General features: G+C 52.7%; 17 protein-coding genes. 8 read left to right on the top strand and 9 right to left on the bottom strand.

The genetic code is table 11. The features are described 5' to 3' along the window. Positions 1–54: 54 nt before the first annotated feature. From LKE13_RS16275 to LKE13_RS16250, 6 genes are read right to left on the bottom strand one after another with little or no spacing between them, the layout of a single operon-like run. Positions 55–1,569, bottom strand: a complete 1,515-nt coding sequence (locus tag LKE13_RS16275) for an AMP-binding protein (RefSeq protein ID WP_227952454.1) — start codon at positions 1,567–1,569, stop codon at positions 55–57. 30 nt (positions 1,570–1,599) lie between these two features. Then, entirely contained in the window at positions 1,600–2,772 is a 1,173-nt protein-coding gene (locus LKE13_RS16270; protein ID WP_227952453.1) for an acyl-CoA dehydrogenase family protein, read from the bottom strand. A 16-nt stretch (positions 2,773–2,788) separates the two neighbouring features. Next, on the bottom strand, positions 2,789–4,033 hold the full coding sequence (locus LKE13_RS16265; RefSeq protein WP_227952452.1) for a dihydrolipoamide acetyltransferase family protein: 1,245 nt from the start codon (positions 4,031–4,033) through the stop codon (positions 2,789–2,791). Between the two features lie 2 nt (positions 4,034–4,035). Next, a complete protein-coding gene (locus LKE13_RS16260; protein WP_227952451.1) occupies positions 4,036–4,821 on the bottom strand; it encodes an enoyl-CoA hydratase/isomerase family protein in 786 nt (261 codons plus the stop codon). Positions 4,822–4,834: 13 nt separating this feature from the next. Continuing rightward, positions 4,835–5,809: an alpha-ketoacid dehydrogenase subunit beta gene (locus LKE13_RS16255; RefSeq protein ID WP_227952450.1), complete on the bottom strand. Its 975-nt coding sequence runs from the start codon at positions 5,807–5,809 to the stop codon at positions 4,835–4,837. 2 nt (positions 5,810–5,811) lie between these two features. Further along, positions 5,812–6,801: a thiamine pyrophosphate-dependent dehydrogenase E1 component subunit alpha gene (locus LKE13_RS16250; RefSeq protein WP_227952449.1), complete on the bottom strand. Its 990-nt coding sequence runs from the start codon at positions 6,799–6,801 to the stop codon at positions 5,812–5,814. A gap of 444 nt (positions 6,802–7,245) precedes the next feature. Between LKE13_RS16250 and LKE13_RS16245 the strand changes: the two genes are divergently transcribed. Further along, positions 7,246–8,034 (top strand): IclR family transcriptional regulator, encoded by a 789-nt coding sequence (locus LKE13_RS16245; protein WP_227952448.1) that lies wholly within the window; start codon positions 7,246–7,248, stop codon positions 8,032–8,034. A 60-nt stretch (positions 8,035–8,094) separates the two neighbouring features. Here LKE13_RS16245 and LKE13_RS16240 read toward each other — a convergent pair whose 3' ends face one another. From LKE13_RS16240 to LKE13_RS16230, 3 genes are all read right to left on the bottom strand, one after another. Further along, the gene (locus LKE13_RS16240; protein ID WP_227952447.1) at positions 8,095–9,234 is read right to left on the bottom strand and encodes a C4-dicarboxylate TRAP transporter substrate-binding protein; all 1,140 of its coding nucleotides are present in this window, start codon (positions 9,232–9,234) and stop codon (positions 8,095–8,097) included. 109 nt (positions 9,235–9,343) lie between these two features. Then, positions 9,344–10,651, bottom strand: a complete 1,308-nt coding sequence (locus LKE13_RS16235) for a TRAP transporter large permease (protein WP_227952446.1) — start codon at positions 10,649–10,651, stop codon at positions 9,344–9,346. Further along, positions 10,644–11,177: a TRAP transporter small permease gene (locus LKE13_RS16230; RefSeq protein WP_227952445.1), complete on the bottom strand. Its 534-nt coding sequence runs from the start codon at positions 11,175–11,177 to the stop codon at positions 10,644–10,646. The genes LKE13_RS16235 and LKE13_RS16230 overlap by 8 nt, the downstream gene beginning before the upstream one ends. A gap of 177 nt (positions 11,178–11,354) precedes the next feature. Between LKE13_RS16230 and LKE13_RS16225 the strand changes: the two genes are divergently transcribed. From LKE13_RS16225 to LKE13_RS16195, 7 genes are read left to right on the top strand one after another with little or no spacing between them, the layout of a single operon-like run. Continuing rightward, the gene (locus LKE13_RS16225; RefSeq protein WP_227952444.1) at positions 11,355–12,491 is read left to right on the top strand and encodes an acyl-CoA dehydrogenase family protein; all 1,137 of its coding nucleotides are present in this window, start codon (positions 11,355–11,357) and stop codon (positions 12,489–12,491) included. 2 nt (positions 12,492–12,493) lie between these two features. Further along, on the top strand, positions 12,494–13,309 hold the full coding sequence (locus LKE13_RS16220) for an enoyl-CoA hydratase/isomerase family protein (protein WP_227952443.1): 816 nt from the start codon (positions 12,494–12,496) through the stop codon (positions 13,307–13,309). Positions 13,310–13,321: 12 nt separating this feature from the next. After that, positions 13,322–14,473, top strand: a complete 1,152-nt coding sequence (locus LKE13_RS16215) for a thiolase family protein (protein ID WP_227952442.1) — start codon at positions 13,322–13,324, stop codon at positions 14,471–14,473. 3 nt (positions 14,474–14,476) lie between these two features. Further along, a complete protein-coding gene (locus tag LKE13_RS16210) occupies positions 14,477–14,884 on the top strand; it encodes a Zn-ribbon domain-containing OB-fold protein (protein ID WP_227952441.1) in 408 nt (135 codons plus the stop codon). Positions 14,885–14,886: 2 nt separating this feature from the next. Beyond that, positions 14,887–15,273 carry an FAS1-like dehydratase domain-containing protein gene (locus LKE13_RS16205; RefSeq protein ID WP_227952440.1) on the top strand — a complete coding sequence of 129 codons (387 nt, stop codon included), beginning with the start codon at positions 14,887–14,889 and terminating at the stop codon, positions 15,271–15,273. Between the two features lie 5 nt (positions 15,274–15,278). Then, positions 15,279–15,644, top strand: coding sequence for a MaoC family dehydratase (locus LKE13_RS16200; RefSeq protein ID WP_227952439.1), 366 nt, complete (start codon positions 15,279–15,281; stop codon positions 15,642–15,644). Between the two features lie 51 nt (positions 15,645–15,695). Continuing rightward, the gene (locus LKE13_RS16195) at positions 15,696–16,853 is read left to right on the top strand and encodes an acyl-CoA dehydrogenase family protein (RefSeq protein WP_227952438.1); all 1,158 of its coding nucleotides are present in this window, start codon (positions 15,696–15,698) and stop codon (positions 16,851–16,853) included. The last annotated feature ends 269 nt before the right edge of the window (positions 16,854–17,122 follow it).

Raw genomic sequence — 17,122 nt, 5'->3', positions numbered from 1 at the left:
TTATCTGACAATGCTGTGCGAATACCCATCAAACTGTTTTCTTGCAACAATGTCTCACTTTCCATTTACAAGGCTGCAAACTGAAATTTGGTCCCGCAAAACACGTTTCAAAATCTTGCCTGAAGGATTCCGTGGTAAGGTCTCTCTCAAGATAAAATGTTTTGGCACCTTAAAACCTGCAAGATGTTCTCTGCAGTGTGCTTCCAATTCCTGCTCGTTCAGTTTTTCCTCATTCTCCATCACAACCACTGCGATTGGCACTTCCCCCCAACGGGAATCAGGTATGCCGATGACTGCCGTTTCGAGAACGCCCGGCATCTGATAGATGACCCGCTCAATCTCGGAGGAGGCAATGTTTTCACCGCCGGAAATGATTATGTCCTTCATACGATCAGTCAGATAGAGGAACCCGTCGTCATCAAGATAGCCGACATCCCCTGTCCGGAACCAGTCGCCATGTCGCGTCTCGGCTGTCTTTTCCGGATCTTTCCAATACCCTTCCGCCACCTTCGGCCCGAGGAGGCAGATTTCCCCCTCCTCCCCGGCATTCAGGGAGGCCCCTTCCTCATCCGTGATACGGATGGAGACATGTGGTGTTGCCCGTCCAGTCGAGCCGATTTTCTTTATCTCCCAGCCCGGCTCCATAAAGGTATCACCGCTGCAGGATTCCGTGAGGCCATAAGCATCGATATAACGCCCGTTTTTGAAATAATCCTGAAATTCCCGGATACGGCCTTCCGGCGTTTTCTCGCCGCCACCGATGCACCACTCAAGACTGCTCACCTCATACTTCTCTCGCTCGGGATGCCCCAGAATACCGGAGAGCATGACCGGCGCAAGCCAAGCCCCGTTGAGTTTTTCCGCTTCAATCCCGGCGAGGACCTCAAGCGGATCATATTCCCGATGGATTTTCAACATTCCACCGAGCCAAAGAACCGCCACACCTGGAAGATCATAAGCCCCAACATGATATAGCGGACCGGTGACGAGCAAACGGGTCTCCCGGCTGAGACCGAGGACGACCACATGTTCCATGCTTTTCCAGTAGAAATTCTGGTAGCTATGCATCACGCCTTTCGGTCGATCCGTCGTCCCGGAAGTATACATGAGCCGGAACAGATCATCGGGCTTCACATAGGCTTGCGGGGGAATAGCCTCCCCCCACCCCGTCAGGATGGAAATATCTTTCTGCATCTCTTCATCCAGAAGCCGGACCGGCACATCAAGTTTGAGAATATCCGCAAACTCCTCATCCCCGAAAAGGATTGAGGCCTCGGCATTTCCGACGATATAAGCAATCTCATCAGTCGCGAGCCGGTAGTTTATGGGCAGGAAGACCGCCCCCAGATAGCTGCTTGCGAAGGAGATTTCCAAAAAAGCCGGGCTATTCTTCATGAATGCTGCCACGACATCCCCGCGCCCGATCCCCTGCTCTGTCATATAGCGCGCGAGTTGCCGGACACGTTCCCATAGTTCGGCATAGCTGATGCGGCGGTCCTCATAGACAATGGCGATGTTATCTGGCCACCGCTCCGCATGATATTTCAGGAAACTGCTGAGATTGATCATCGCTATCGCCTCGCCGTCAAATTAAGAGTCTTAGTAGGAGCGTGGCATCCCGAGATCATGCACGGCAATAAAATTCAGGATCATTTCCTCGGATACCGGTGCGAAACGGAACAATCGCGCATCCCGCCACAGCCGCTCCAGATGCGATTCCGTCGCATAACCCATGCCGCCCATGGCCTGCATCGCCTTTTCGGTTGCCGATGCCACCGCCTGCGCCGCGATCAGTTTCGCCGCATTTGCCTCGCTTCCGAAAGGCTCCCCGATATCGAATTGCGCCGCCGCCTTGTAGTTCATCAGCCGGGCGCATTCGATTTCTGCCTTTGCTTGAGCGAGTGGGAACTGGATTCCCTGATAAGCACTGACTGGCTTGTCACCAAAGACTTTCCGTTCGTTCGCATAGTCAATCGCCAGGCGCAGTGCAAGATCACCCGCGCCCACGAGTCCTGCTGTCGTCACGATCCGCTCGGTATTGAGCGTATCAAGCAACTCTTTCCAACCACCATGCAAGGTGCCAACAAGTTCCTCTGGCTCGATACGGACATCATCAAAAAAGACGGAGCAGGAAGAAAGAGTCTTGGTTCCAACTTTATCGATGGGGTGATAGGTCAGGCCATCCCGCTCGACATCGATCATGAACATGGAAAGGCCTTCCGTTCTCTTCTGGACATCTTCCACTTTCTTGGTCCGGGCGATCACCAGCATTTTCTGCGCATTATCAACTGCAGTGATCCAGAGTTTTTCCCCATTCAGCCGCCAGCCGTCGCCATCCTCGCGCGCGAAGGTTTTTAGCTCCAGACTGTTACTTCCCGCCCGCGCTTCCGTCAGGGCCATGCAGAAGTTGATCTCCCCCGAAATCAGCTTGGGTAGAAGCTCCCGCTTCATCTTGTCCGTGCCATATTTGGAAATCGTAACCCCGCCAAAGATGGGATTGATCATAAACAGCTGGCCGAGTGTCGATCCACCACCGCTTGCCGACAGATTTTCAACAATCAACGCCATTTCAAGCATTCCCGCGCCTGCACCGCCATACTCCTCCGGCAGGGCAACACCGGCGAGGCCCGCATCACAAACCGCCTGCCAAAGCTCTTTCGGGAATTCTTTTTTCGCATCCTGCGCGCGCCAGTAATCAACACCGAATTCTGCGCCCACCTGATAGGCGGTGTTGGCGATCATTTTCTGCTCGTCGGTTAAACGAAAGTCCATCTCTTTGTCCCTTATTCTAGTTGACCAGCAACCGGAGCGGTTTTTCCAGATTTGCTTTTATGGAATTCAAAAATGTAAGCCCGCTGACGCCATCGAAAATTCGGTGATCACAGGACAGCACCAGCCCCATTTCCTGTTTCAACTCAGGCTGCCCGTCTTCATCGGGCCGGAAGATTTCGCGAATGCTTCCCACGCCCAGAATGGAGGATTGGCCCGGATTAATGATCGATCCCATATAGGTGACGTCGAACATCCCCGCGTTTGAAATCGTTGCCGCACCACCACTCAGATCATCGGAGGAGAGCTGGCCACTCCGCGCCCGCTCCGCAAGTTCCCTCGCTGCCTCGGCGATGGAAGCAATGCCAAAGTTCCCGATATTCTTCAAAACCGGGGCGAAGAGGCCCTTCTCTGTATTGACCGCCATCCCGATATCGGTGGTGCCGTAGGTCATAATCTCGCCATCGCGCCATACGCAGTTGGCAGTCTCATTTTCCTGAAGCGCGCGGGCTACCGCCGCGATGATCAGATGGTTCACACTGATCCGCAGCCCCTCATTGTCGGCGTTCAACTGCTGACGCAGTGCGAGCAGCGCGGCCGCATCCACCTCTGTCGAGAGGTAGAAATGCGGCGTATCGCGCTTCGCCTCGGTCAGTCGGCGGGCGGCCGCAGTCTCATAGGAGGTCGCGGCGCGACGGTCTGGGAGGACATCAGGTGACGTAACCGTCACGCCGGAACTTTGCGCAGCGCGGGACGTGCCGCCCGCTATTGCGGCGTGCACATCCTCTGCCTTGATCCGTCCTTTGGGGCCGGAACCTGAAATGTCCGCCAGGTCAATGTCATTCTGGCGGGCAATGCGTCTGGCAAGTGGCGTCGCGATAATACGCTTGCTTTCTACTCCACGCGCCGTGATTTTTGTCACCTCTATGGAAGTAGTAGCGGCTGCAATTTCCTTTGCGGGTTCGGGCGTCGTTGCAGCGGCATCCTCTCCTTCGACTGCAGCCTCGAACATTACGGCAGCGCCGACATCCCAATTCGCAAGCGGCGCCCCGACCGCAACGGTTTCGCCCGCCTCGACAAGGATGTCATGCAAGACACCATCGGCGGGTGCCTCGATCTCATTCGCTATTTTTTCCGTTTCAACAACCAGAACAACATCATCCTTCTTGAAGCTGGCCCCGGGGGAGATCATCCATTCGGAAATGGTCCCCTCCGTCATGGTCAGCCCCAGCTTCGGCATATTCAGGTTTGTCACATGTGACATGTTTACTTTCCTTCGAAGCTCGCCGGCCGTTTCTCAAGAAACGCACTGCATCCTTCATGGGCATCCTTGGAATCGAGAACGAGCCCGATCAGGCTTTGTTCATACGGCAAGGCCGCGGAAAGCGGCATATCTGCTCCATTCAATAGGCCACGCTTCAAGAGCTTGAGGACGAGCGGCGATTTATGGGCAATCTTCTCCGCCAGTTCCTTCACATGGTCCATCAATTGATCCGCCGGAACAACTTTATTGGCAAGGCCGAGACTGACGGCCTCCTCGGGATCAATGCGATCGCCGGTAAACATGATTTCCTTGGCCCGACAGAGCGGGATCTGCCGGATAATCCGCTGCGTTCCTCCGGCACCGGGGAATAGCCCCAACGTAATTTCCGGCAGACCCAGTTTCGACTTGTCGGAGAGTATCCTAATATCCAGCGCGAGGATTAGTTCTGTTCCACCGCCAAGTGCCCAGCCATTGACGGCGGCAATTGTTGGTTTGTCACAGCTTTCGATCCGACGGAATACCCGATGGATGATCTCGGCAAACTCCTCATAATGGGCGAGCCCTTCCCGCGAATTGAGATCACTGATATCACCGCCCGCAACAAAGGCGCGATCACCTGCGCCGGTAAACACGATCACCCGTACGCTATCGTCGTTCTCCAGTTTTGTGAGCGCCTTCTCCATTTCCAGAAGTGTCGGCACATCCAGGGCGTTGAGTGTTTCCGGTCTGTTGATGGTCAGAGTAGCAACAGGTCCGTTCTGCTCAATAAGGATAGCGTTCTCAGTCATTTTTATCTCCGGTTTAGGCGAGCACCTGCTCAACTGCGGCGATCACGTCTTCCGCATTCGGCAGGTATTGGCTTTCAAGGGACTTCGCAAAAGGTGTCGGCATAAAGGGGGCGCCGACCCGCTTGATCGGGGCATCCAGCTCATCGAATCCGATATCCGACATGCGCGCGACAATCTCCGCCCCGACGCCAAAGGCCGTAACTGCCTCATGCAGGACGACGAGACGATGGGTCCGTGAGAGAGAGGCTAGAACCGCCTCCTCATCCCAGGGCTGGATGGACCGTAAATCGACCACCTCGACAGAGATATTCCGGGATGCCAGCTTGTCCGCGGCCTGCAAGGCCGTATTTACAGCAGCACCATAGCTGACGATGGTGACATCATTCCCCGCTCGCGCCACATAAGCCTTACCAATCTCGATTGGTTCACTGCTTTCGTCAAACTCCCCTTTAAGGGAATACATCGCTTTATTCTCAACAAACACGATCGGATCAGGATCTGCAATCGCCGCCCTCAACAGACGGTTTGCGTCGGACGGATTACTCGGCACCACGACTTTCAGGCCGGGAATATGCGCGAACCAGGCTTCCAGACACTGCGAATGTTGTGGGCCTGCATTCACACCGCCCCCATGAGGTGTGCGCAGCACCATCGGAACCGAGCATTGCCCGCCGAACATGAAGCGCGCCTTCGCCGCCTGATTGACCATTGCATCCATGGCGATAGCGACAAAATCCATAAACATGATCTCAACAATGGGCTTTAACCCGCTCATTGCTGCGCCAACTGCCGCACCGACAATGGCTGCTTCTGATATTGGAGTATCTCTCACCCGGCGATCGCCGTACTTCTCAAGCAGACCACGGGTCACACCGAAGGGACCACCTGCTTCCGCCACATCTTCACCGAAGAGGATAACTGTCGGATCAGCCGCCAGTGCGTCATCAAGGGCCATGTTCACGGCCTTCCCAAATCTGACTTCCGCCATTTTCAAACCCCTCTCACTGCGGTGTAGACATCCGCCTGCGCCCGGTCAAAATCCGGGGCGTTGCCGGCGCGACCAGCCTCCACCGCCGCATTGATCTTGGCGTCAATTTTCTCCCGGATTGCCGCAACTTCTTTCTTAGGAATGCGTCGCTTCGATATGACGGATTCAAGTTTCGCAATCGGATCATGATTGGACAGCGAATTCATCTCATCTTCCGCGCGATATTTCTGGGAGTCTCCCTCAAAATGCCCTCTCACCCGGTGGGTGACGCATTCCAGAACGCGCGGACCCTCACCCGCGCGGATCGCGGTTACAAGATCGGATGCCGCGTCATGGACATCGAGCACGTCATCTCCATCTACGTAATCTGAAGGAATTCCGAACACCCCGGCGAGTTCCCTCACATTGGCGCCAAACTGACGGTCCGTCGGAGAGAATTCCGACCAGCCATTGTTTTCACACACAAAGAGAATGGGCAACTTCCAGAGCGCCGCGAGATTAAAAGATTCATGCAGCACGCCCTCTGCCAGCGCTCCATCCCCGAAAAAGGCGGCGGCTATCGCCCCATTTTCCCGCACCTGATGCGCAAGGGCACTACCCACCGCGAGTGGAATACCGGCACCGACAATGCCATTCGCCCCAAGCATCCCGACAGACATATCCGCCACATGCATCGATCCGCCCCGGCCGCCGCAAATCCCTTCTTCCTTGCCCATAATCTCCAGAAAGAAGCTGTTTAATTCTACCCCCTTGGAAAGGGCATGCCCATGCCCCCGATGATTGGAAGCAAGTGTATCTTCCCTCTTAAGCGCCGAGGTCACGCCAACACACACGGCCTCCTGTCCTACGCTTAGATGGATAAATCCCGGAACCTCACCATCCGCAAACAATTTGCTTAGCCGGTTCTCTGCCTCCCTTACCAGAAGCATCTGTTCATAGAATTCCAATAGCCGGGATTTAGGCACCGAATTGTCCGATTTCGCTGGTGACATATGCATTCGCCTGATTTGCGTGGGCAAAAAAACTTCTTGAATATATTCCTATATGAGAATAATTTTCTGTCAAGAGAATACAAGAATTTCAATTGATGCTTGCCTCAACTTCTTTGGTTTTGCAGAATTTGCTCGATAAAAGCAACAGATCGTGAGGTCATTTAGGGCGATAAAAGTATCTTCCCTTCAGCATAGAGTATAGGTGACGTTCCTGGGAGTTTGAGGCAAGGAGTTACTTTCGGTTACAAGACGTAGAGGTACTTGTCTGCCTTGCTAGGACAGAAGATAAATCGATTATTCAAAACAAGAGAATAGTAATCATCCAATTATCTACTTTTCTCTGGAACTGAGAAAATAGATTCTATTAAATACCGGCTTGCCCGGAGAACAGGTTCGTTTAGAATGATTTTGTTACATTTCAGAAAAGCAGAGTAGTGGAGCAATATGGAAAGCGAGACTATTCCACAAACAAAACTCGTCGGTGCATTGGTCGGCGGTATCAGCGTGTTGAGATACCTTAGTGCCAGCAATAGCCCCCTCGGCGTTACACAAGTTGCCCGCGACTTGAAGATAAACCCGAGCACCTGCTTCAACCTATTACGTACTCTGGTTCATGAAGGACTAGTGGTCTTTAATCCGGATACGAAAACATATCAAATCGGGCTGGGCTTGGTCGAGATAGCCCATTCGGCGCTCAACAGTGCCAGTTTGGTCCGAATGATTCAGCCGCTGCTTGACCAAATATCAACGGAATATCAAGTCACTGTTACATTATGGCAAAAGGTACGGGATGATCGGGTCATGCTAATTGCCATTACAGAATCCGGCGCTGTAATCAGTATCCATATGAACATCGGTCAAAGGCTTCCTTGCTTTGTCGGTGCTCTCGGGCGTTGCTTCGCCGCCTTTTCCGGCCTTCCGAAAAAACAGCTGAAAGCAGCCTATTCAGGCATTCGGATAGAAAACCCCGCTCCTTTCGAGGAATGGTATGAAAGTCTAACGGAGGTTCGCAATAACTATTGCGCAATCGACGAAGGAAATTTCTCGCGCGGATTTACGACAGTTTCTGCGCCGGTGTTTGATATTGAAGGGCAGCCGGAAATGACAATCAGTGCCGTTGGAATTAGCGCACAGCTTGATCCCGAAAAACTGAACAATATAGCCATTGCAGTAAAAAACGCCGCAACCAAGATTACGGCGGCCATTCAGGGTATCCCGAAACAGACCAGTTAATCAAAAAAATGAGCGGGAAAATTCCCGCTCATTCCGTCTTTATAAAATATCCAGACCTGATTAGTTGCCCAGTGTTGCTACATCAACCTTGGACATCACTTCGTCCCAAAGCATCTGTGACATTGCATCCCGGTCACCCTGAATCGGCTTATACAGATCTTCCCACTTGTTGATGAGTTCAACAAACTTGTCCATCAGCGGCTCAGGATCTGCGATCTTATACTTGGTTTTTGCCAATTCGATCACGGTCGCCCGGTCGGTTTTTAGGAAGTCTGTAACGGATTTCTTCAGCGCTTCAGAAGGTTCGATAATTTCGACCTGCTTTTCTTCAGCAACGGCTTCGACTTCATCATCTTTCGCCATATAGCCGAGCGCCGCATCAATCAGGCCGATCGATGCGTTCTTCATCAGGATCGTCCGCTGATCAGTGTTAAGCGTAGCCCAATGCTTGGAGCTAACGGAGAAGATACCCCATGAGCGGTAAGTGCCAAGATTCAGTTTGGTAACCTTGCGAGCAACATCCCAGATGCTATGGCTCTTCAGGGCGCCTGTCGGCTGAATAGCAACTTCAACCTGACCACGGGACATCTGCTCATACATTTCGCTGGACGGAGCGGAAACCGGAATCGCACCAACAGAAACTGCCCAACGAGACCACAGGGCACCGGCCGTACGGATCTTCTTACCCTTCAGAGCCTCAACCGTGCTCATATCCTCAGCAGCCAGCAGCTGATAGGCGGATGTGCTGGTTGTCCCCAGAACAACAATGCCATTCCGCTTGTAATCTTCAAGGCAACCCGTGCAGTTCAGGAAATTGAATTCTGTCACGGCAGCCGCCACAGCTGGCGGATACTCACCATAAATGGCCATGTCGGCAACTAGGCTGGCATAAGGAAACTCAGCCGGATAGTAGCCAAAAACGATCTGGCCGATGTCAGCAACGCCGTCTCGCAGACCCTGAACCATGTTTTTACCACCGAGCAGAGAACCGCCCGCGAACATCTTGTAGGTCAGTTCGCCGTTAGTTTCCTCGGCAACCCTTTCAATGAATGGCTCGGCACCGAATTCAACGACCGGGTTCTTCGGGGAGACAAAGGAAGCAAAACGTCCTTGATCTGCAGAAGATACACTGGCGAAGGAAACCGACGCGGCAAGTGCTACCCCTGCAACCAGTGAAATTTTAGAAAGTTCGATTTTCATTTTATTTTTCCTCTCTTTTTTCCTTCATTTTAAGCCTGCGCGATAACTGTGTGGCAGTGTGGTAATACGCATCCTGCAGGCATATTCTTCTTATTATTCCGCCACCGAACTAATTCATCAGAGCCGGTAACCAGAGGCTTAGTTGCGGGAACACGATAAGTAATGTCATGGTGATCAAATCCGCGACCAAGAACCACACGATCCCCTTGAAGATCGTAACTGTGGATATTGCATCGCCCACTATGCCCTTGATAACGAACACATTCAGTCCAACTGGCGGAGTGATTAAAGCAATCTCCAGGAATTTCGCGATCAAAATACCAAACCAGACCAGGTTGATATCCGCAGCTTCGACAACCGGCAGGAAGATCGGCAATGTTAAAAGCATGATGCCAATCGGATCCAGGAACATTCCGAGGATGATATAGACTACCGCCATACCCAAAAGGATTGTCAGCGGGTTGACAGCCGCCTCCAAAACAAAGTCTGACAAGAAGTCAGGCACCCCGGTCAAAGCCAGAAAACGCGTCAGTATGGCGGCACCAATTGCAATCACGAAGATAGATGCCGTGCTGACAAGTGTTTCCGATACAGATTTTTTGATCAGGTCGAAATTCAGTTTGCGGCGCAAACCAGCGACAACAAAGGACATGAAGGCACCGACCGCACCGGCTTCCGTTGGTGTGAAGACGCCGAGGAAAAGGCCACCGATCACCGATATGATGATCACCATGATCGGCCATGTTTCACCAAGCGACACAAACCGTTCACTCCAAGTCGGTCGTGCATCAAGTGAGGGCGCGAGCGACGGATTTATTTTGACGCGGGCAACAACCATCAAGGCGAACATAAATGCGGTCAGAATGCCCGGAATGACACCCGCTACAAACAGCTTGCCAATCGGAACTTCAGCAAAAACACCGTAGATAAGCAGCATAATGCTTGGTGGGATCATTGAGCCAATTGTACCAGCCGCCGCTACCACGCCGGAAGCGAGCCCCTTGTCATAGTTGTAACGTAGCATTTCCGGTACCGCGATCCGCCCCATGGCAGCCGCGCAGGCAAGGCTGGAGCCCGTCACGGCCGAAAAGCCCGCCGCACCGCCGATGGAAGCAATAGCAAGCCCACCCGGCAGTGCCGACAGCCACAGTCGGGCCATACGGAACAAACCATCCGTCAGCTTCGCATGATAGGCAACATAGCCCATCAGAAGGAACATCGGGACGGAGCTGAGCGTCCAGTGTGCAGCAAAATCATAAGGGATTGCCGTAATAATCCCCCACATGGCACCACTGCCCAGCACAAAAAAGATGCCAAGCGCACCGACAAGCCCCAACGCAACGCCAACAGGGACGTAAAGCAGCATGAGCACAACCATAATGGCCAGCCCGGCAAAACCAATCTGAATATCACTCATCGAAAAGTTCTCCGGAGGCTGCAAGTTTTTCTTCGGATTCTAGAAATTCTTTATCCGTAATGTAGCGCCATAGCTTGTAGATCAGCAAAAGCACCAGAACGGCACAGCCAAAAGGCACAAAAAACCGCCCGGGCCAGACAGTTACTTGCGCTTCACCCATCACATATTCGCCAATTTCATATTTTTCGACTGCGTCGCCCCAGGCGCGCCATGTCAGCGCGCTGAAATACACAATCGTGGCAACTGTCGAGAATGCCACCATCACGCGCCGAACCGGATAACTCATACCCTGGATCAGCAATTCAACTCGAATATGGCTATTCTTACGCTCTACTTCCGCCAGTGGCAGGAACACGATCGCTACCATCATATAGGACGCAACCACATCCATTGTCCAAAGCAACGGAGTATTGAAAACATATTTACAAAACACATCCACACTGATCTGCAACAGCATAAAGATCAGCGCTATGCCGGAGAGCATTGTAAAACTCGAGGTAATTCGATCGAGAAACCGCTTTATCATCTATCCTCCCGAATAGAATATTATTTATTATCAGGACACTGATTCATCAGTTGCCCCAGCGCCTCAAAAATTCTCTTTACAGAATATTGTTTTTTATAAAGAATGCAATATGTTTTTGGATTGCAATAATTCAATACAAATTCTGAAACCTAATTAGCAACAGCAGGGAACCATTTGATGGACTTCACCTTCACTGAGGAACAACAACAAATTCGTGAAACAATCAAGCGTTTTTGTGAGTCAGAAATGCGCCCCCTTGTATTTGAGTCGGAAGAGACAGAATCCTTCCCGAAAGAGATGTTTAAAAAGTGGGGAGAGCTTGGCATCCTTGGTACCCGTTATCCTGTTGAAAGCGGCGGCACGGGCATGGACAAGATTTCGGACTGCATCATCCGCGAAGAGCTAAGTTACGTAAGCCAGGCCTTCGCTTCCAGCATGTCCGCACATTCGCACCTTGGCATCTGGCCCATATGGAAAGCCGGAACCGAAGATCAGAAAGAACGGTTCTTCAAGCCGGCCGTCGACGGAGATAAAATTGCCGCCTTTGGCCTGAGCGAACCCGACGTGGGCTCTAACGTGCGCGGCCTTAAAACCCGGGCGGAGAAAGTCGATGGTGGCTGGCGCGTCAATGGCGCGAAAATGTATATCACCAACGCGCCCTTCGCCGATTTCATCCTGCTGGCCGCACGAACCAGCCCGGAACCAACTGCCGATGCTATCAGCCTGTTTATCGTTGAAATGCCGAATGATGGATTCGAAATTTCGAAACTCAAGAAAGAAGGTATCCGCAGTTCGGAAACGGGATTGATCTATATCAGCGACGCCTTTGTTCCTGACGACTGCCTACTGGGCGGCGAAACAGGCACCTACCCCATTATTCTTGATTCCCTGATGGAGAACCGGGTTGGTGTTGCCGCCAACTCCCTCGGCATTGCGCGGGCCGCTCTTGACGCCTCCCTCGAATATGCGCGTGATCGCAAGATCGGCAGCAAGAAAGTCGGTGACTTCCAGGCAATTGCCCATAAGCTTGCGGATATGAGTGCGGAAATTGAAGCCGCCAAATGGCTCGTTTATTATGCCGCATGGTGTGTAGATCAGGATACTTTGACCCACGCGGTTGCCTCCAAGGCCAAACTGATTTCATCGGAAGTCGCCTTGAGAGCTACAGAAAACGCCATTCGTATTCATGGCGGCGCCGGTATCATGCGGGAATATCCGGTCGGCCGCTATCATCGGGATGCCTTGGTCTATGTTATTGGCGAGGGAACGAGCGAGATCCAAAGAAATCTGATCGCCCGCAGTCTGGAGCTATAATCATGTCTGAGCCGATTTCAGATCTTGAAACCCTCACTTTCGAGGTAAATGACAATATTGGCCTGATTACGCTGAACCGGCCAGACAGCAAAAATGCCCTCGATCTGCAGATGCGGACCGATCTCACAAAAGTCATCCTTCATGTCCGCGAGGATCAGGATATTGTGGCTCTTGTCATTACCGGATCGGGTGGGTCTTTTTGCGCGGGCGGCGATCTGAAATCATTGAGCGAGGCCCGCCGCCCCACCATAGTCAATCGCAAGCGAGTACAGGATTTGCATCTCTGGTTCCGTGAATTGGTTGATCTGGAACTGCCCGTGATTGCCGCCGTTGACGGCCCTGCATTCGGTGCCGGATTGAACCTTGCGCTAGCGGCTGATTTCATCTTCGCCTCCCCCCGCGCCCGCTTCTGCGCGGTATTCGGTCGCATCGGACTAGTGCCGGATCTGGGCGGCTTCTTCCTGTTGCCGCGCCTTGTCGGGTTACAGGCGGCAAAAGACATTGTATTCACGGCCCGGACAGTAGAACCCGAAGAGGCGAAATCCCTTGGCATGATCCGGGATATTGTACCGCATGAAGATCTCGTCACCCATGCTCTCGCCTTTGCCAAGCAATTTGCCAATGCGTCCCGTCCGGCAATCGGTATGGCCAAAACTATCCTCAACAAGTCTTCCGAACTCGACCAGCGCGCCCTTTCAGAAATGGAAAATTACGCGCAGGCAATCTGCCTGGAGACGGACTATCACCATGATGCGGTTGCGCGGTTCCTCGCGAAGCAGCCTCTGGCGTTCAACTGGGACAAAGAAAAAATCAAGTAAAGAGGCTTCTCTATGAAAAAAGCGATTATCACCGGTGCATATGATACAGATGTCGGGGAGCTTCCCGGCAGCAGCTGTATGGGCCTACATGCCGATGCAGCCCTTGGTGCCATTGCTGATGCAGGACTGAACAAATCTGACATAGACGGCGTTCTCTGCGCCTATTCCTTCACGGAACCTCATCTGATGCTGAGTTCCGTTTTCTGTGAATATATGGGCCTGCAACCAAAGTTTAACGCCGCCATCGTGGTTGGCGGAGCCACGGCCTGCATCATGGTCATGCAGGCAGCCTCCCTCGTGGAAAGCGGACAATGCCGAAATGTTTTAGTCGTCACGGGTGATAACCGCCTAACCGGCATGGCCAAGGGCGGCGCGGTCGCGACGCTTGCCAAGGTCGGGCATGGCCAGTTTGAACATCCCTACGGAATGTCCGTCCCGGCTGCCTACGCCCTCGTCGCGACGCATTATATGAATGAATATGGCGTGACGTCCGAGCAGCTTGCATCAATCTCCGTCACCGCGCGCGAACATGCGATGATGAATTCGAAAGCCCATCGGCAAACGCCAATCACCATTGAAGATGTGCTGAACAGCCGGATGATCGCGAGCCCCCTGCATGTCCTGGATTGCTGTCTGATTTCTGATGGCGGCGCAGCCATCGTAGTGAGTGCCGCGGATTCGGGCGGCGATCGGCCTAAAACCTCTATCGAGATTATGGGTACCGGTCAGGGTCACACTCATGAACATATTATGGCGGCCCCGTCCCTCAGCGATTTCGGCTGCAAACAGGCCGCCCGCACGGCATTTGAACGCGCCGGCGTTACCGCGAAGGACATCGACGTTGCGGAAATCTATGATTCCTTCACGATTACGCTGCTGGTCGAACTGGAATCAATCGGCTTTTTTGAACGTGGCGAGGCCGGTCCCGCCTGCCTTGACGGCGCCCTCAAAATCGGCGGTCGCCTTCCCTGCAATACTCACGGCGGCCTGATGAGTTATGGTCATTCCGGGGCGGCAGGCGGCATGTTCCATGTTGTTGAAGCGGTTCGGCAACTGCGCCACGAAGCAGAAGGCCGTCAGGTGGAGGATAGCCAACTTGCCTTCGTTCACGGAGATGGCGGCATTCTCTCCGCTCATTGCTCACTCGTCCTTGGGAGGGTCTAAAATATGACCGGCAAACCAGTTCCTGTAGCCAACCCCGATTCCGCAGTCTTCTGGGAAGCCTGCAATGAAAAACGGTTCCTAATCCAAAGCTGCAATTCCTGTGGCGAGAAGCAATTCTACCCCCGTGCACTCTGCAAAAGTTGTCACTCGAAAGACCTTGAATGGCAAGAAGTTAGTGGCCGCGGAAAGGTCAAAACCTTCACCGTCGTCAATCACGCGCCTAGCCCGGCCTTTAAGGCAGACTTGCCCTATGTACTTGCCTTGATCGACCTGGAAGAGGGTGTCAGAGCCATGATGAATATCCTCGATTGCGACGTGGCCGATGTTCATATCGGTATGGATGTCGAGCTTACCTTTGAACGTCGCGGTAAGCAGTACATCCCGCAGGCAAAACCAGTCAGCAAAGGGTAATCATGCTTACCTTCGACAAACTACAGCCGGGTAATAACCTCGGAACCAACGCCCAGACGTTCAATGATGCGTCGGCCGAACAGTGGTGCGAACTATTTCCGGCAGATAAAGAGCTGCTGCCTGATCTACCGCCGAGCATGATTTCAGCCATTACCATGCGCGCCTTTCTCGCCACGGTACAACCGCGCCCCAAAGGCAATATTCACGGCACGCAGGAGTTTAAAGTCCACAAACTTCCGCAAGTTGGCGATGAGATTACAACCACGACCTATTGCCGGGAAAAGGAAACCCGCAAGAACAACAACTGGGTTTACTTTGAAACGAAATCCCATGACCAGAACGGCGATCTGCTGTTCACCGGTTTCATGGGCATTATCTGGGGAGGCTGAGGGAAATGGGTCAAAATCTTGTTGAGAGCAGCCTCTCGGTCGATCAGGCTGCCATTCAGAAATACGCCGAAATCACGGATGACTTCAACCCAATCCATACCGATCCGGAATTCGCCCGCAAAACGCCTTTTGGCGATGTGATTGCCCACGGCACGATGTCCCTGTCCCTGATCTGGCAGTCGGCTACCCGGACCTTCGGCAAGGAGGCCGTGTCCTCTGCCAAGCTGAATATCCGCTTCTCCGCGCCCGTGCGGAATGGCGATATTGTTACCGCGGGAGGCACACAAACCGCGGATCAGGAAAACCGGTATGACGTATTCGTCAAAACACAGAACGGCGATCTTGTGATCAAGGGCTGGCTGGAGCTGTAACCCAGCCGAAAGAATAATAATACTCCCGCAACACCAAATGAGGAGAGAACGGTGATTTGGAACCATGAGCATGACGAACTTCGTCGGGTCACCCGTAAAATAATCGACGAACATATCAACCCGCATGTTGATCAATGGGAGGAAGAAGGCATCTTCCCTGCCCATCAGGTTATGAAAAGGCTAGGCGATGCGGGACTTCTCGGCATTGGCAAGCCCACCGAATATGGCGGATCTGATCTCGATTTTTCCTATGAGGTCGCCTTTGCGGAAGAACTCGGCAACTTGCACACAATGGGAATTTGCTCCGCGATAGGTGTACAGACCAACATGTGCACCCCGGCGCTCACGAATTATGGATCGGAAGAGCTGAAACGCGAGTTTCTGGCCCCAACCATCGCGGGCGACCTGGTCGGCTGTATCGGTGTCAGTGAAGCCGGCGCCGGATCCGATGTCGCCAATATCAAAACCACTGCCATAGCGGACGGGGATGATTATGTAATCAACGGCAGCAAAATGTGGATTACCAATGGTGTACAAGGCGACTGGATATGCCTACTCGTCAATACCTCCACGGAGAATGGGCCGCATCGTAACAAATCACTGATCGTTGTCCCGCTGGACACAAAGGGCGTTTCCGTCGGAAAGAAACTCGACAAGGTTGGTTATCGCTCTTCAGATACGGCCCTGCTTTTCTTTGATGATGTCCGGGTTCCCAAACGGAATATAATCGGCGAGGAAGGAAAGGGCTTTATCTATCAAATGCAGCAATTCCAGGAAGAACGTCTCTTTGTCGTCGCCCGTTCCATCCGCTTTCTGGAGCTCGCCATCGAGGAAACTGTCACATATCTTGGACAGCGTATCGCCTTTGGCAAACCTTTGCTGGACAATCAGTTTATTCATTTCAAGATTGCCGAATTCCAGGCAAAAATAGAATCAGTCCGTGCCCTTCTCTATCAGGCGACCGAGAAATATGTCGCCGGAGAAAATGTCACCAAGCTTGCTAGCATGGCCAAATATCTGATCGGGCGGCTTTCCATGGAAATCCCGGTAGAACTCACCCAATTCTGGGGTGGCCAAGGCTTCATGAATGAAAGTTTCATCTCTCGCATATATCGGGAAGCTCGTCAAACGGCCGTTGGTGGCGGAGCAAACGAGGTTATGCTTCAAGTTATCTGCAAGGAACTTGGAATCCATGGCCCACATAAATGACTCTATCCGACAAAAATGAACCGGTCAGGTTCTATCAAGCGAATGCGAACTCGTTTCTGTTTGACGAAATTTACCAATATGACGTCCCGATTACGCTGCGCTAGGTGCTGTCAGAAGAATGCGACATCGTCTCCGTATGGCGGTGCTGTCAGACTAATGCGACCTCGTCTCTATTTGACGCAATTTGCCAATAAAGCACCCCAATTATGCCACGCTAAGCTGCTGCCACTCGGCCAGCGCAGCATTTCGTTGAAGCTTGAATGTTTCTC

The sequence above is a fragment of the Sneathiella sp. HT1-7 genome (assembly GCF_020731145.1).
Classification (GTDB): domain Bacteria; phylum Pseudomonadota; class Alphaproteobacteria; order Sneathiellales; family Sneathiellaceae; genus Sneathiella.
Note: the sequence above shows the minus strand (reverse complement) of the source record. Positions and strands in the feature narration are given on the sequence as shown.

Excerpts from the sequence above, each read along its gene's own strand:
- LKE13_RS16265 (WP_227952452.1), bottom strand. The coding sequence starts at position 4,033 with ATGTCACATGTGACAAACCTGAATATGCCGAAGCTGGGGCTGACCATG.
- LKE13_RS16230 (WP_227952445.1), bottom strand. The coding sequence starts at position 11,177 with ATGATAAAGCGGTTTCTCGATCGAATTACCTCGAGTTTTACAATGCTC.
- LKE13_RS16250 (WP_227952449.1), bottom strand. The coding sequence starts at position 6,801 with ATGTCACCAGCGAAATCGGACAATTCGGTGCCTAAATCCCGGCTATTG.
- LKE13_RS16240 (WP_227952447.1), bottom strand. The coding sequence starts at position 9,234 with ATGAAAATCGAACTTTCTAAAATTTCACTGGTTGCAGGGGTAGCACTT.
- LKE13_RS16200 (WP_227952439.1), top strand. The coding sequence starts at position 15,279 with ATGGGTCAAAATCTTGTTGAGAGCAGCCTCTCGGTCGATCAGGCTGCC.
- LKE13_RS16270 (WP_227952453.1), bottom strand. The coding sequence starts at position 2,772 with ATGGACTTTCGTTTAACCGACGAGCAGAAAATGATCGCCAACACCGCC.
- LKE13_RS16235 (WP_227952446.1), bottom strand. The coding sequence starts at position 10,651 with ATGAGTGATATTCAGATTGGTTTTGCCGGGCTGGCCATTATGGTTGTG.
- LKE13_RS16215 (WP_227952442.1), top strand. The coding sequence starts at position 13,322 with ATGAAAAAAGCGATTATCACCGGTGCATATGATACAGATGTCGGGGAG.
- LKE13_RS16255 (WP_227952450.1), bottom strand. The coding sequence starts at position 5,809 with ATGGCGGAAGTCAGATTTGGGAAGGCCGTGAACATGGCCCTTGATGAC.
- LKE13_RS16205 (WP_227952440.1), top strand. The coding sequence starts at position 14,887 with ATGCTTACCTTCGACAAACTACAGCCGGGTAATAACCTCGGAACCAAC.
- LKE13_RS16210 (WP_227952441.1), top strand. The coding sequence starts at position 14,477 with ATGACCGGCAAACCAGTTCCTGTAGCCAACCCCGATTCCGCAGTCTTC.
- LKE13_RS16260 (WP_227952451.1), bottom strand. The coding sequence starts at position 4,821 with ATGACTGAGAACGCTATCCTTATTGAGCAGAACGGACCTGTTGCTACT.
- LKE13_RS16275 (WP_227952454.1), bottom strand. The coding sequence starts at position 1,569 with ATGATCAATCTCAGCAGTTTCCTGAAATATCATGCGGAGCGGTGGCCA.
- LKE13_RS16220 (WP_227952443.1), top strand. The coding sequence starts at position 12,494 with ATGTCTGAGCCGATTTCAGATCTTGAAACCCTCACTTTCGAGGTAAAT.
- LKE13_RS16245 (WP_227952448.1), top strand. The coding sequence starts at position 7,246 with ATGGAAAGCGAGACTATTCCACAAACAAAACTCGTCGGTGCATTGGTC.
- LKE13_RS16225 (WP_227952444.1), top strand. The coding sequence starts at position 11,355 with ATGGACTTCACCTTCACTGAGGAACAACAACAAATTCGTGAAACAATC.